This window comes from Pseudomonas sp. GW821-FHT07E12, from assembly GCF_058986605.1.
On sequence record NZ_JBYSVX010000029.1, the window covers coordinates 13,966 to 28,473 of the forward strand.

Genomic DNA, 14,508 nt, shown 5'->3' on the forward strand with positions numbered 1-14,508 from the left:
CGGAGGAGTGCCATGAGCTACGCCAACAACGATGAGATCCGCGGTGTCCTGATCCAGGTCGGGCCGGAGCGTCTGCTGCTTCCGAATGCGACCGTCGCCGAGGTGATGTCGCGGGTGCCGGTCGAGCCGGTGACCGAGGCACCGCGATGGCTGGTCGGGCAGATCGCCTGGCACGGCTGGAAGGTGCCGCTGCTGTCGCTGGTGCGCCTCAGCGGTCTCGGCGAGGAGCCGCCTGCGGTCAACAACAAGGTGATCGTGCTGAAGGCGCTCGGCGGACATCCGTCGCTGCCGTACTTCGCGCTGTTGACGACTTCGTTCCCGCAGCTGATCTCGGTGCCGCGCGATGGCCTGCTGGCCGACGCATCGGAAGATGCGTTGCCGCAGGGGGTGCATATGCGGGTGCTGCTGGGTGAGCAGAGTGCGTTGTTGCCGGATCTGGATGCGATCGAGGCGAGTGTGCTGGAGGCGCTGCCGGCTGCGGCTTGAGGGTCGGTTCCTCTGGACGCCGTGTAGGAGCGGCGTCAGCCGCAATGGGGCTTTACGCTTAGTGTCGTGATTGTCTGTGAGTCTTGTGGGTCTGTGGGAGGGACTTCAGTCCCGACGAGCTTTCCCAGCGATGCTTCGGTTTGCTAATTGAAGCAACGGTAACGGCAACCGCAATCTCCCTACCGTCGTCCCCACGCAGGCGGGGACCCAGCGACTTCCGCACCAGTTCTCTACCGTTCCCGCTATCTCTCTACCGTCATCCCCGCGAACGCGGGGATCCATGGACGTTGCTTCTAGGTCTGAGGTTGCAGTGACGGCAACAGCAACAGCAACAGCTTTCGCTCCTTCGGAGCGAGTCACCTTTCTTTGCTCGTGCAAAGAAACGTAACCCAAAGAAACACGCCCCAGTCCTCGCGCCCTTCGCTGCGCTACGGGTGCACTGCGCCAGCGGGATTTTCTGACGCGGCATCCATGCCGCGGCAGAAAATCCCGCTGGCTCCGTCGCTGCGGATGGGGGCCCCGGGTAAGTCAAAGTCCAAGGCAACTACAGAAGCAAAATCACGAGCAACCGCAACCGCAACCGCAACCTCAACCTCAACCTCAACCTCAACCGTCGCAGCCATCTCTCTACCGTCGTCCCCGCGCAGGCGGGGACCCAGCGACTTTCGATCCGATCACGCCGGAAGTCACCCTGCACCGACCCACGCGGAGTGACGCAATACTCGCCCCCGGCGGTGCGCTAACTAAAGATCCCCAAACCGCGCCTGCAGCGCCGCAATCGCCGCTAGCCCCGCAGTTTCGGTACGCAGGATGCGCGGCCCCAGTTGCAAACCCTGGAAACCCGCCTGCGCCAGCACCTCGCGATCGCGCGGTGACCAGCCGCCTTCCGGTCCGATCGCGACGACCACCTGCGGCACATCGATCATCATCGTCTTCAGCCCGTGCTCGCCCTGCGGATCCAGCGTCAGCCGCAGCGCATTGCCCGGCAGTTGCGCCGCCAGTTGTGCCAGCGCCGTCGGCGGCGCCAGCGTGGGCAGCGTCGCGCGGCCGGATTGTTCGCAGGCCGAGACGATCACGCTGTGCCAGTGCACCATGCGCTTTGCGGTGCGTTCGGCATCGAGTTTGACCTCGGTGCGTTCGGCGTTGACCGGGATCACCGCGGCCACGCCCAGCTCGGTCGCCTTCTGCAGGATCAGGTCCATCTTCTCGCCACGCGCGATGCCCTGTACCAGGGTGATCCGCAGCGGCGATTCGTTCGTCAGCGGTTGTGCCGATTCGATCCGCACCCGCGCATCGCGCTTGCCGGTGGCGACCACCGTGGCGGCGTAGTCATGGCCGTCGCCGTTGAACAGCACGCAGCCGTCGCCTTCGCGCAGCCGCAGTACGCGCAGCAGGTGGTTGGCGGCGTCCTCCGGCAGCGTGATCTCGCTGCCGGCCTGCAGCGTCTGTTCGACATGGCAGCGGGTCACGCGCATGCGGTGGCCTCCTCGATCGCGGTGAGCGTGGTTTCGGCGAGCAGCGCCAGCTGCGTCTCGTCGATGCAGTAAGGCGGCATCCAGTACAGGATGTCGCCGAGCGGGCGCAGCACCACGCCGCGCGCCAGCGCCGCCTTGTACGCATGCAAGCCGACCCGCGCCGCGGCCGGGAACGGGGTGCGCTTGTCGCCGTCGCGGGTCAGCTCGAAGGCGACCACCATGCCGGCCTGACGCACGTCGGCGACGTGGCGATGGTCGCGGAACGGCGCGGCCAGCCGCCGCATCGTCTCGGCGGTGGCACGGTTGCGTTCGAGCACGTCATCGCTGGCGAAGATGTCCAGCGACGCCAGCGCCGCCGCGCAGGCCAGCGGGTTGCCGGTGTAGCTGTGCGAGTGCAGGAAGGCGCGTTCGCGCGAGTCGTCGAGGAAGGCGTCGTACAGCTCCTGCGTCGCCAGCACCGCCGACAGCGGCAGGAAGCCGCCGGTCAGGCCCTTGGACAGGCACAGCAGGTCCGGCATGACGCCAACCTGTTCGCAGGCGAACATCGTGCCGGTGCGACCAAAGCCGGTGGCGATCTCGTCGGCGATCAGGAACGCGCCGTGCGCATCGCACAGTTCGCGGGCCCGCTTGAGGTAGACCGGATCGTGCATGCGCATGCCGCCGGCGCATTGCAGACGCGGCTCCAGGATCACCGCGCAGATCTCGCCCGGGTGCTGGTCGAACAGGTTGGCCAGTGCGTCGGCGGCCTGCATGGCGCGCTCGGCGGCGGACTGGCCGGGTTCGGCCAGATAGGCGTCAGGCGAGGGCGCGAACAGCGCTTCGGCCAGCAACGGCGCGTAGACGCGACGGTACAGCGGGATGTCGCCGACCGACAGCGCGCCGATGGTCTCGCCGTGGTAGCCGTTCTCCAGCGCGACGAAGCGGGTACGGTGTTGCTCGCCGCGGTTGCGGAAGTAGTGGAAGGCCATCTTCAGCGCCACTTCCACGCCGGCCGAGCCGTTGTCGGCATAGAACACCTTGGCCAGCGGTGCGCGACCAAGCTGGCGCGGCGCGATCGCCAGCAGGCGCTCGGCCAGTTGCACCGCCGGCTCATGGGTGAAGCCGGCCAGCATCACCTGTTCCAGCTGCGTGGCCTGGCGCGCGATCGCCGCGCCGATGCGTGGCTCGGCATGACCGAACAGGTTGGTCCACCAACTGCTGACCGCATCCAGGTAGTGACGGCCGTCGTGGCCGATCAGCCAGGCGCCCTCGCCACGGGCGATCGGCACCAGCGGCAGGATGTCGGGGTGTTCGCGCATCTGCGTGCACGGATGCCACAGCACATCGAGGTCGCGCCGGCGCCAGTCGGCGGACCGCTCCGCGTCGGTGGCGTCTGCTAGCATTCCGGATTCATGGACATGTTCTTGCATCCGCGCATTGTATCCAGGGCGTGTCAGCCGCTCCCAAGCAGGTCGCGTTGGCCCGGCCCGGCCGTCCGTTGCGCTGCGAGGTGGTCATGAGCCGCTCCCTGCCGATCATCCACAAGGTCACCGAAGTGGGTGACGGCGCACTGCGCCGGCAGCAGCTCGACCTGGAGTTCTCCAACGGCGAACGCCGGCTCTACCACCGTCAGCTCAGCCAGGGCCACGGCGCGGTAGTGGTAGTGCCGATGCTGGACCCGGAGACGGTGTTGCTGGTGCGCGAATATGCCGCCGGCGTGCATCGCTACGAACTGGGCCTGGTCAAGGGCCGGATCGACGCCGGCGAGACGCCCGAACAGGCCGCCGACCGCGAGCTGAAGGAAGAGGCCGGCTACGGCGCGCGCGAGCTGCAGGTGCTGCGCGCGATGACGCTGGTGCCGACCTACATGAGCCACCAGTCGTGGCTGGTGGTGGCGCGCGATCTGTATCCGGAGCGCCTGCCCGGCGACGAACCGGAGGAGCTGGACGTGGTGCCGTGGAAGCTGGCCCGACTGGACGAACTGATGCTGCGCGAAGACTTCTCCGAAGGCCGCTCGCTGGCGGCGCTGTTCATCGCCCGCGAATGGTTGGGGCAGCACGCATGATCCGCCTGACCCCCGATCTGCGCGAGACAGTGATCGCGATCGCGGCCGATGCCGGCGCGGCGATCATGGAGGTCTACGCGCGCGACTTCGAGGTCGAGACCAAGAGCGACCGCAGCCCGTTGACCGAGGCCGATCTGGCCGCCCATCGCGTCATCGTGCAGGGTCTGACCCGGTTGACGCCGGAACTGCCGATCCTGTCGGAAGAGTCGGCGGCGGTGCCGTGGGAAGCGCGCCAGCAGTGGACCAGCTACTGGCTGGTCGACCCGCTCGACGGCACCCGCGAATTCATCAAGCGCAATGGCGAATTCAGCGTCAACATCGCGCTGATCCACATGGGCACGCCGGTATTCGGCGTGGTGCAGGCACCGGTGGACGGGCGCGTCTGGCACGCGATGCGCGGCGAGCAGGCCTACCGCCGTGATGGCGCGTTCGATACCGCACTGCGCGTGCGCCGCCCCGCCGATGCACCACTGCGCGTGGCTGCCAGTCGCTCGCATCGCGATGCACGTACCGAGGCAGCGCTGGCACGGATGGGCGAGATCGAACTGCTCGCGCAGGGTTCCTCTTTGAAGTTCTGCCGGATCGCCGAGGGCGATCTGGACGTGTACCCGCGTTTCGGTCCCACCTCCGAGTGGGATACCGCCGCCGGGCAGTGCGTGTTGCTGTCGGCCGGCGGCGCGCTGGTGGCAGCCGCGACCGGCAAGACCTTCCGCTACAACCGCCGCGACACGCTGCTCAACGGCGATTTCATCGCGCTCGGCGATACCTCGCTGCCGTGGCGCAGCTGGCTGGAAACGCCGTAGGAACACAGCACTCTGTAGGAGCGGCTTCAGCCGCGATGGGGCTTTCATGCGTGCAGGTCCCTCTGCGAAAGCCCGCACAGCCATGTGCGGGGATTTAAATGAGAACGCCCCATCGCGGCTGAAGCCGCTCCTACAATGACGCCTTCTTTCTTGCCGGAGCAACTGGCGTGGACCAGCCGAGCAACCCCGACCGGCGCGACGTCGCCGAGCTGCTGCGCATCATGGCGCGCCTGCGCAATCCCGACGGCGGTTGTCCGTGGGATCTGGAGCAGACCTTCGCGACGATCGCGCCGTACACGGTGGAGGAGGCCTACGAGGTCGCCGACGCGATCGATCGCAATGATCTGGCCGGGTTGAAGGACGAACTCGGCGATCTGCTGCTGCAGGTCGTGTTCCATGCGCAGATGGCTTCCGAGCAGGGCGCGTTCGGCTTCGGTGATGTGGTCGCGGCGATCTCCGACAAGTTGATCCGCCGCCATCCGCACGTATTCGCCGATACCGCGGCCGACGATGCCGACGCGGTCAGCGCCAACTGGGAAGCGATCAAGCGCCAGGAACGCCAGGACGCCGGGCAGGTCGACGACTCGGCGCTGGCCGGTATCTCGCGTGGCCTGCCGGAGTGGATGCGCGCGGTGAAGCTGCAGGCGCGTGCGGCGCGGGTCGGTTTCGACTGGCCCGGCCCGGAGCCGGTGATCGACAAACTGCATGAGGAAATCGGTGAGGTGCGCGAGGAATTCGCACGTGGCCCGGTGCAGGACAACCACGCACGCCTGCAGGATGAGATCGGCGACCTGCTGTTCGTCTGCGCCAACCTCGCACGCCACGCCCAGGTCGATCCGGGCGCCGCGCTGCGCCATGCCAATCTCAAGTTCGAACGCCGTTTCCGTGCGATGGAAACGGCGGCCGCCGCAGACGGCACGTCACTGGGCGCGCTGTCGCTGGAGGAACAGGAGCGCTACTGGCTGCGCGCGAAGCTGGCCGAACGTACCTCTGCATGAAGACGTTGTTGCTGTTCTCCCTCACCGCGCTGGCCGAACTGGTCGGTTGCTACCTGCCGTACCTGTGGCTGCGCAAACAGGGCAGCGTGTGGCTGTTGCTGCCGGCCGCATTCAGCCTGGCGCTGTTCGTCTGGCTGCTGACCCTGCACCCGACCGCGTCCGGGCGTGTCTACGCCGCCTACGGGGGCGTCTACATCGCCTCCGCGCTGCTGTGGCTGTGGTGGGTGGACGCGGTCACGCCGACCCGCTGGGACCTGCTCGGCGCCGGCCTGTGCCTGCTCGGCATGGCGGTCATCATGCTGTCGCCGCGCCCGGCCTGATCGCCGCCGCCCGCGCCGCGACGTATGCTGGGCGCGGAGGGCACGCCCATGAAACGTTTCAGCAGTTTCCGCGAGTTCTATCCGTTCTACCTCAGCGAGCACGCCAACCGCACCTCGCGCCGGCTGCATTTCGTCGGCAGCTGCGGCGTGCTGCTATTGGTGCTGGTCGCTATCCTGCGCGGGCAGCCCGGCTGGCTGCTGGCGGCGCTGGTATGCGGCTACGGTTTCGCATGGGTCGGGCACTTCTTCTTCGAAAAGAACCGCCCGGCGACGTTCCGCCACCCGTTGTATTCCTTCATCGGCGACTGGGTGATGTTCCGCGACATCGTGTTGCGGCGCATCCCGTTCTGATGCCGGGCATCCGGCATACTGGCTCCACGCATTATTTCGGATAAAGGAGAGGGCAGATGTCGAGTGGATTCCTGGCGCTGGTGGTATTGATCGCCGGCGTGGTGGTGCTGTTCAAGACCGTGCGGATGGTGCCGCAGGGCTACGAGTGGACAGTGGAGCGCTTCGGCAAGTACACCCAGACGATGACGCCGGGTCTGCATTTCCTGATCCCGATCGTCTATGGCGTCGGCCGCAAAGTGAACATGATGGAGCAGGTGCTGGAAGTGCCCAGCCAGGACGTCATCACCAAGGACAACGCGGTGGTGCGCGTGGACGGGGTGGTGTTCTTCCAGGTGCTGGACGCGGCCAAGGCGGCCTACGAAGTGGCCAATCTGGAAGTGGCCACGATCGCACTGGTGCAGACCAACATCCGTACCGTGATCGGCTCGATGGACCTGGACGAATCGCTGAGCCAGCGCGAGACCATCAACGCCAAGCTGCTGAACGTGGTCGATCACGCCACCAATCCGTGGGGCATCAAGGTCACCCGCATCGAGATCAAGGACATCCAGCCGCCGCAGAACCTGGTGCAGTCGATGCAGCAGCAGAAGATGGCCGAGCAGAACAAGCGCGCGGCGATCCTTGACGCCGAGGGCGTGCGTCAGTCCGAGATCCTGCGTGCCGAGGGCGAGAAGCAGGCGGCCGTGCTGGAGGCCGAGGGCCGCAAGGAAGCCGCGTTCCGTGATGCCGAGGCGCGCGAGCGTTCGGCCGAGGCCGAAGCCAACGCGACGCGGATGGTGTCCGACGCGATCGCCCAGGGCAACGTGCAGGCGATCAACTACTTCATCGCACAGAAGTACGTCGAGGCGTTCAAGGAACTGGCGACCGCGCCGAACCAGAAGTTCGTGCTGATGCCGATGGAGTCGGCCGGCATCATCGGCTCGATCGCCGGTATCGCCGAGCTGGCCAAGGAAGCACTGGCCAAGCCGGGTGGAGCGCCTGCACCGTCGCGGCCGCAGCCACCGCCGTCGCGCTTCGGGAACTGAGCCATGCGCTGGGACGTGATGGGTTGGGCGGCAGTGGCATTGCTGCTGTTCGCCGCCGAGGCGATGGCGCCGGGCGCCTTCATGTTGTGGATGGGCTTCGCCGCGGTGGTGGTGTTCGTCGGCGTGCTGGTGGTGCCGGGCACGTCGCTGCTGCTGCAGGTGGTCGCATTCGTGCTGCTGAGCTTCGTCTCGATCCAGGTCTATCGCACCTGGTTCCGCCGGGGCGACCGCCCCAGCGACCGGCCACTGTTGAACCGTCGTGCCGAGCAGTTGGTCGGTCGCGTGGTCACGCTTGACCAGCCGATCCGCGATGGCCGCGGCCGCGCCAAGATCGACGATTCATTCTGGGTCGTCGCCGGCCCCGACCTGCCGGCTGGTGCCGCAGTGCGAGTGGTGGCGGTGGATGGCATGACCTTGAAGGTGGTCGAGCCGTGATGACCAGCCTGCGGCTGTTGTAAAGCGCTCCGGGATGGGGGATTCGCAAGGGCCGTCGCCGGACGGCTCTTGATCTTCTACGGGTCATCCGTCGCGGCCGCATGGGATAATGCCGGACTTTCTTTTACGGACTCCGGCCATGACCCAGAAGACGATCCTCAACGACAGCCATCGCGCGCTCGGCGCCAAGATGGTCGACTTCGGTGGCTGGGACATGCCCATTCACTATGGCTCGCAGATCGACGAGCACCACCAGGTACGTCGCGACGCCGGCATGTTCGACGTCAGCCACATGACCGTGGTCGATCTGCATGGTGCGCGCGTGCGCGAGTTCCTGCGCCACCTGCTCGCCAACTCGGTGGACAAGCTGAAGCTGCCGGGCAAGGCACTTTACAGCTGCATGCTCAACGCCCACGGCGGGGTGATCGACGACCTGATCGTCTACTACCAGGCCGAGAACTTCTTCCGTCTGGTGGTCAACGCCGCCACTCGCGAGAAGGATCTGGCGTGGATCGGCGAGCAGGCCGCCGCGTTCGAGGTACGGGTACAGGAGCGTCCGGACTTCGCGATGATCGCGGTGCAGGGACCGAACGCCCGCGCCAAGGTGATCGGACTGCTGGTCGAATCCGACCGCGTCGCGGCCAACAAGCTGGGCCGCTTCGCCGCGCTGCAGACGACCTCGATCGATGGCGTGCCGCTGTTCCTCGCCCGCACCGGTTACACCGGTGAGGACGGCTTCGAGATCGTGCTGCCGGAAGACCAGGCGGTCGCGTTCTGGAACGCATTGCTGCAGGCTGGCGTGCAGGCGGCCGGACTCGGCGCGCGCGACACGCTGCGCCTGGAGGCCGGCATGAATCTCTACGGCCAGGACATGGATGAGCAGGTGTCGCCGTACGAGGCGGCACTGGCTTGGACGATCACGCTGGACGAAGGTCGCGACTTCATCGGTCGCAGCGTGCTCGAGCAGCAGAAGGCCGCCGGTGCGCCGCGCCAGATGATCGGTCTGGTGATGGACGAGAAGGGTGTGCTCCGCCATGGCCAGAAGGTGCTCACCGCCAATGGCGAGGGCGAGATCCTGTCGGGTACGTTCTCGCCGACGCTGGGCAAGGCGATCGCGTTCGCGCGCGTACCGGCCGGCGAGCCGGGCGAGGTGCGCGTGGACATCCGTGGCAAGGAAGTGCCGGTGCGCGTGGTCAAGTTCCCGTTCGTGCGCGATGGCGAGGCGCAACCGGGCGTGCTCGGCTGACCGCGCTGCCGTCTCTCTTATATATAGGTGCATCGTCCGTGCATGCCGCGACGATGTCGCCCTCCGGCTGCTGCTTCGCCGCAACTGCCGGTTAAACTAGCATCCCGTCCCGAACCCTGTTTTCCCGGAGCATTCCATGAGCGAGATCCCTGGCGACCTCAAGTTCCTCAAGTCCCACGAGTGGGCACGTGTCGAAGGCAATGGCCGCGTCACCATCGGCATTTCCGATCATGCGCAGGGCTTGCTGGGCGACCTGGTCTACGTCGAGCTGCCGAATGTCGGCGACACCCTCGAGGCCGGTAACGCTGCGGCCGTCGTCGAGTCGGTCAAGGCGGCCTCGGATGTCTACAGCCCGGTCTCCGGCACGGTGGTCGAGGTGAATTCGGCGTTGAGCGACAAGCCGGAGACCATCAACGAGGACGCCTACGGCGACGGCTGGATCCTCGTGGTGGAGATCAGCGATACCGACCAGCTCAACGAGCTGCTCTCGCCCGATGACTACGCCGAGCTGCTCGCGGACGAGGACTGAGTCCTTCCGCGCTGCTTTGGTGGTGTCCGAGACGGCCGCGCAAGCGGCCGTTTCCATTTCCGGCGATGCGTGTGGATGAGCGTGATGGTCGCGTGATGCGATCGAGCCGATACCCGCGTCGTAGACGTCGTGTGGACACTCGCGGGCGCGTGGAGGTGGTTGGAAGCGATGCTTCGATGTGGCGTCGAGGCGTTCGAAGTTTGCGCATTTCAGCTTGTGCGACGCCGGAATGGCGTCGCCGACGAAAAAAATTTTCAGGCGCTAGACAGTTGCGGTTGCGGTTCCAGACGGCATCTGCGCGTGGCGATGCTGTATGTCCATGTGCATGTCCTGCAGCCGATGCGCCGAGCGAGAACAGCTGAAAACAAGCTTATTTTTTCAAGCGTGTCTGCAATGGCGCGTGGATGCAGGTGATGGCGGTGGCGCTTCTTTCGCCAGTACGCGCCGCCGCTGCCGGGCATGCCCGGGCAGGCCCCGAAAAAAAATTGCGCGCGAGTGTTGACAGTAAAAAAAACCGTGATTAGGTTTCGCCCCAGCAGACGATGCTGCCGAAAGAGAGTGAGTCGAATCGACATTCTGGCGACAAGCACAACCCGTACATCCACCGGCAAGCCTTCGATGGTGGAGTTGGGTCAGCTTCCCTCCGAGAAAAGCAGCATCGTTCCCGAGCAAGCACCCGCGTCGGCGTCTGACGCGGGTGTTTCTGTATCCGCCGAGTCATGCCCCGCATGCCGACGGTTCCCGCAGGCAGTCCATCGCCGCGGGCTTGGTTCCACTGGGCGTTTTAACTCCATAGTTCACTGACGAGGAGCCATCTCATGGCCACGAAGAAAGTTGCGAAGAAGAAACCCGCCGCCAAGAAAGCGGTGAAGAAGGTTGCCAAGAAAGCTACCGCCAAGAAGGCGGTAAAGAAGGTAGCTAAGAAGGCCACCGCGAAGAAGGCGGTGAAGAAGGTCGCCAAGAAGGCTGTCAAGAAGACCGCCAAGAAGGCGGTGAAGAAGGTCGCCAAGAAGGCCGTCAAGAAGACCGCGAAGAAGGCAGTGAAGAAGGTCGCCAAGAAGACCACTGCGAAGAAGGCGGTGAAGAAGGTTGCCAAGAAGGCCGTCAAGAAGACCGCCAAGAAGGCTGCCAAGAAGCCGGCTGCCAAGAAGGTTGCCAAGAAGAAGCCGGTCGCTCGCAAGAAGAAGGCCGCTCCGGTCGCACTGCCGGCAACCCCGGCGCCGCTGATCTAACCGATCTCGGTCGCAGTACTCCATAAACTCTCTCCCCGGTGCCCAGCGGGGAGGGAGTTTTTTTATGAGCGATCTGTTGCGGTGTTATGCGGGCCCGGCTCGGTCCGGTTCTGCTCCCAGCCGCAATGCGGGAGGCGCGCGGCGTTTCCGGTCGGTCCAGGGGCGGCGACTATTTGCCATCCAGACGCGTAGCGATGCGCTCGGCACGGCGGTTGCCGCGCGGGTAGCTGCGGTGCCGCTTCAGCGCGGCGAGGCTACCGACTTGCTGGACGAGGAGCCCTTCTTCGGGTCGGGCTTGTCGGCGAGGATGTTGTCGCTGCCGAAGTCATCGTTCACGTCGATGTCCAGCCAGCGTTGCGTCGGCAGGCCAAGCGCACGATCGAGGATGGTCGGCATCAGGCCGGAAGGCAGGCCGCTCTCGCCGTTCCACATGATCGCGATGCCCAGGTCCCGCTCCGGCAGCAAGGCGACCAGGCCGCGATAGCCCTGCACCGCGCCGGCATGGAACACCACCTGGTGGCCGGCATAGTCGAACACCCGCCAGCCCAGCGCATAGCCGGCCGAGTCGACGCGTTCATGGCGCCAGCCCGAACGCATTTCGCCGGGCGTGGAAATCAGCGAGGCATGCAACGTCGCCAGCAACGGTGCCGGCAGCACGTCCGGACGATGCCCGGTATGTGCCAGCAGCCACTGCGCCATGTCGCTGGCGCTGGCGTTGACGCCGGCGGCGGGCGCCAGGCGGTAGTAGCTCGGCTTGGGTGTCAGTGAGACCCAGCCGTTGCGGCTGCGCACGTGCGGACGCGCCCAGCGCGAGCTGGCCTGGATGCCGGCCAGGCCGAGGCTGGCGTCGTTCATGCCGAGCGGCTTGAAGATGCGGCGTTCCACCGACTGCTCGTAGAAGCTGCCCGAGGCGGCGAACACCACGTCACCGACCAGGCTGAAGGCGACGTTCTGGTAGGCATAGCACTCGCCCGGCGCGCAGCGCAGCGGAGCCGAGGAGAGCCGATGAGTGAGGGTGTAGTAATCGGCGTTGGATTCGACGTCGCGGTCGTAAGCGTTGCGGGTCAGGCCGACGCGGTGGCTGAGCAGGTCGGCGACGGTGAGTTGGCGGGTCGCTTCCGGATTGCTGAGCTGGAAGCCCGGCACGTAGTCGGTGACCTTGCTGTCCCAGCGCAGCAGGCCGTCGTTGACCAGCAGCCCCGCCATCGTGCCGGCGAAGGCCTTGGACAGTGATGCGAGCCGGAACACGGTATGCGCATCGACCGGTTCGGGTTGGTTGACGTTGGTGACGCCGTAACCGCGCGCGCTGAGCACGTGGCCGCCCTGGACGATGGCCATCGCCAGACCGGGAACGCGTTGGCCGTAGGTGAGCTGGTCGGCCATCGCCTCGAACTCGGCGACGTTGAAGCCGGCGGCCGGCGCCTGCACGTTCTGGCCCAGCGCGGTGCGGTAGGGCGCGGGCTGGGTCGACGACACGGAGCTGGCGAATGACTGCAGTGACTGCGTGGCAGGCGAGGGCGTCTGAGCCGTGGAGGACAGTGCGAACGGGATCAGGATCCCGAGCAACCCCGATGCGACCGGCCGCATACGCCGATGCCTGCTCTTCTTTTTCATACGCCTATCCGTCAAAGGGCTACCACCTCCCCGGATTCTAGCGCTGCATTTCTGTATTGCACAAACAGGGCAAGAATGAATGGGCATCACATTGAAAAACCAAGATTTACCGGATCAAAACGGCGTGAAGCAGCGGCCGGGTGCGACGAACGCGGAAACGGCGGCGGACGGCCGGATGCGGTGTTCTCCAGGGCGTGTGGGCAGGCTTGCCGACGTCATGCGCTTGGCGGCGGTGTGCGATTGCGGATCAGGTCGGCGGCGCGCTCGGCGATCATGATCGTCGGGGCGTTGGTGTTGCCGCTCGGTAGCGTCGGCATCACCGAGGCATCGACCACGCGCAGGCCGGCGATGCCGTGTACCCGCAGTGATGGATCGACCACCGCGTGCGCATCCATGCCGATGCGGCAGGTCCCCACCGGGTGGTAGATGGTCTCGGCCTTGCGCCTGACGAAGTCGATCAGCCCGGCCTCGTCAAGGTCGTCGCGCTCGGGGAAGATCGGTGCACGGCGGAATCCGTCGAAGGCAGGCTGTCCCAGGATGTCGCGCGACAGGCGTGCGCATTCGACCATCATCCGCAGATCGAAGCCGGCCTCGTCGGTCAGGTAGTTGGCGGCGATTAGCGGCGCGCTCCCCGGATCGGTATCGGCCAGCGTGATCCGCCCGCGGCTGCGTGGATGCAGGAAGCAGGCATGCAGGGTGAAGCCGTCGCCGGGGAGGCGATGGCGACCGTGGTTGTCGAGCATCGCCGGGACGAAGTGCAGCTGGACGTCGTTGCGGGCATCGCTGGCCAGCGACGAGCGCAGGAATCCCCCGGCCTCGGCGACATTGCTGGTGCCGGCGCCAAGGCGGCCGCGCAGGTAGTAGTCGAATGCGATGGCGATCTCGCTGGTGCGGTCGTAGCTGAGGCCGGGGCGGGTATGGCGCAGCGTGCAGATGTCCAGGTGGTCCTGCAGGTTGCGGCCGACGCCGGGCAGATCCAGCTGCGGGGCGATGCCCAGGGTGGACAGTTCAGCGGCTGGCCCGATGCCGGAAAGCATCAGCAACTGCGGTGTATTGATCGCGCCGGCGCAGAGGATCACCTCGCGCGCGGCCTGCACCTGATGCTCGGCGCCTCGCTGTGCATAGGCGATGCCGGTCGCGCGTCCACCCTCGAACACGACGCGGCGTACCAGCGCGCCGCAGACCACGTCGAGATTGCGGCGTCCTTTAGCCGGTCGCAGGTAGGCGACCGCGCTGGAGCAGCGCGCGCCATCCTTCTGGGTGACCTGGTAATAGCCGACGCCGGTCTGCCGGGAGCCGTTGAAGTCGTCGTTGCGTGGATAGCCGGCCTGCTGCGCGGCGGCGATGAAGACCTCCGAAAGCGGATTGTGGTGGCGCAGATCGGAGACGGCGAGTGGGCCGTCGTCACCATGCAGTGCATCCGCGCCGTGCTGGTTGGCCTCGCTGCGGCGGAAGTACGGCAGCACGCTGTTCCAGTCCCACCCCTCGGCGCCGGCAGCGGCCCAGCCGTCGTAGTCGGCCGGTACGCCGCGCACGTAGCACATCGCGTTGATCGAGCTGGAACCGCCGAGCACCTTGCCACGCGGCCACCACAGACGCCGTCCGCCGAGTTGCGGCTCGGGCTGGGTGGTGAAGTTCCAGTTGATGCGACGGTTGTTGACCAGCCGTGCCAGTCCGGCCGGCATGTGGATGAAGGGATGACGGTCGCGCGGACCGGCTTCCACCAGCAGCACCCGGCAGGTCGGGTCTTCGCTCAGTCGGTTGGCCAGCACGCAGCCGGCCGAGCCGGCGCCGACGATCACGTAGTCGTACATCTGCCTCTCCCAAGGTATCGGCCTGTCGAGGCCGATGGCGACGGAACAGTGCCATGCCGGCGCGACGCTGGCGATGCTGCGGTGCATCGGATACCTTGCGCGCTTGTCCGTCCGGAACCTGTTTCTTGATGAGTTT

General features: G+C 66.2%; 15 protein-coding genes. 11 read left to right on the top strand and 4 right to left on the bottom strand.

The annotated features are described in order from the left end of the window. Positions 1–12 precede the first annotated feature (12 nt). Positions 13–486, top strand: coding sequence for a chemotaxis protein CheW (locus AC3WJE_RS15110; RefSeq protein ID WP_493731640.1), 474 nt, complete (start codon positions 13–15; stop codon positions 484–486). A gap of 743 nt (positions 487–1,229) precedes the next feature. Here AC3WJE_RS15110 and AC3WJE_RS15115 read toward each other — a convergent pair. Both AC3WJE_RS15115 and bioA read right to left on the bottom strand, forming a co-directional pair. Further along, positions 1,230–1,961 (bottom strand): 16S rRNA (uracil(1498)-N(3))-methyltransferase, encoded by a 732-nt coding sequence (locus AC3WJE_RS15115; protein ID WP_493731641.1) that lies wholly within the window; start codon positions 1,959–1,961, stop codon positions 1,230–1,232. Next, positions 1,952–3,343, bottom strand: coding sequence for an adenosylmethionine--8-amino-7-oxononanoate transaminase (gene bioA / locus AC3WJE_RS15120; RefSeq protein WP_493731642.1), 1,392 nt, complete (start codon positions 3,341–3,343; stop codon positions 1,952–1,954). The genes AC3WJE_RS15115 and bioA overlap by 10 nt, the downstream gene beginning before the upstream one ends. A 113-nt stretch (positions 3,344–3,456) precedes the next feature. Between bioA and nudE the strand changes: the two genes are divergently transcribed. The 10 genes from nudE to AC3WJE_RS15170 all read left to right on the top strand — a co-directional run bounded on the left by nudE (position 3,457) and on the right by AC3WJE_RS15170 (position 10,944). Further along, positions 3,457–4,005, top strand: a complete 549-nt coding sequence (gene nudE / locus AC3WJE_RS15125) for an ADP compounds hydrolase NudE (RefSeq protein WP_493731643.1) — start codon at positions 3,457–3,459, stop codon at positions 4,003–4,005. After that, positions 4,002–4,808 carry a 3'(2'),5'-bisphosphate nucleotidase CysQ gene (gene cysQ / locus AC3WJE_RS15130; RefSeq protein ID WP_493731644.1) on the top strand — a complete coding sequence of 269 codons (807 nt, stop codon included), beginning with the start codon at positions 4,002–4,004 and terminating at the stop codon, positions 4,806–4,808. Before nudE ends, cysQ begins: the two co-directional genes overlap by 4 nt. Positions 4,809–4,975: 167 nt before the next feature. Beyond that, complete coding sequence (mazG, locus tag AC3WJE_RS15135) at positions 4,976–5,806, top strand: nucleoside triphosphate pyrophosphohydrolase (RefSeq protein WP_493731645.1); 831 nt, start codon at positions 4,976–4,978, stop codon at positions 5,804–5,806. Further along, positions 5,803–6,126: a YnfA family protein gene (locus tag AC3WJE_RS15140; protein WP_493731646.1), complete on the top strand. Its 324-nt coding sequence runs from the start codon at positions 5,803–5,805 to the stop codon at positions 6,124–6,126. Before mazG ends, AC3WJE_RS15140 begins: the two co-directional genes overlap by 4 nt. Before the next feature lie 48 nt (positions 6,127–6,174). Further along, positions 6,175–6,477 (top strand): Mpo1-like protein, encoded by a 303-nt coding sequence (locus tag AC3WJE_RS15145; RefSeq protein WP_493731647.1) that lies wholly within the window; start codon positions 6,175–6,177, stop codon positions 6,475–6,477. A 56-nt stretch (positions 6,478–6,533) separates the two neighbouring features. Then, positions 6,534–7,502: an SPFH domain-containing protein gene (locus AC3WJE_RS15150; protein ID WP_493731648.1), complete on the top strand. Its 969-nt coding sequence runs from the start codon at positions 6,534–6,536 to the stop codon at positions 7,500–7,502. A gap of 3 nt (positions 7,503–7,505) precedes the next feature. Further along, the gene (locus tag AC3WJE_RS15155; protein ID WP_493731649.1) at positions 7,506–7,937 is read left to right on the top strand and encodes an NfeD family protein; all 432 of its coding nucleotides are present in this window, start codon (positions 7,506–7,508) and stop codon (positions 7,935–7,937) included. Positions 7,938–8,076: 139 nt separating this feature from the next. Beyond that, complete coding sequence (gene gcvT, locus AC3WJE_RS15160; RefSeq protein ID WP_493731650.1) at positions 8,077–9,183, top strand: glycine cleavage system aminomethyltransferase GcvT; 1,107 nt, start codon at positions 8,077–8,079, stop codon at positions 9,181–9,183. A gap of 136 nt (positions 9,184–9,319) precedes the next feature. Continuing rightward, positions 9,320–9,712 (top strand): glycine cleavage system protein GcvH, encoded by a 393-nt coding sequence (gene gcvH / locus AC3WJE_RS15165; RefSeq protein ID WP_493731651.1) that lies wholly within the window; start codon positions 9,320–9,322, stop codon positions 9,710–9,712. A gap of 818 nt (positions 9,713–10,530) precedes the next feature. Then, a complete protein-coding gene (locus tag AC3WJE_RS15170; RefSeq protein ID WP_493731652.1) occupies positions 10,531–10,944 on the top strand; it encodes a hypothetical protein in 414 nt (137 codons plus the stop codon). Positions 10,945–11,184: 240 nt separating this feature from the next. On the opposite strand, the gene AC3WJE_RS15175 is transcribed toward AC3WJE_RS15170, so the two are convergent. Further along, positions 11,185–12,558: a serine hydrolase domain-containing protein gene (locus tag AC3WJE_RS15175; RefSeq protein WP_493731653.1), complete on the bottom strand. Its 1,374-nt coding sequence runs from the start codon at positions 12,556–12,558 to the stop codon at positions 11,185–11,187. A gap of 215 nt (positions 12,559–12,773) precedes the next feature. Then, entirely contained in the window at positions 12,774–14,372 is a 1,599-nt protein-coding gene (locus AC3WJE_RS15180) for a GMC family oxidoreductase (RefSeq protein ID WP_493731654.1), read from the bottom strand. Positions 14,373–14,508 lie beyond the last annotated feature (136 nt).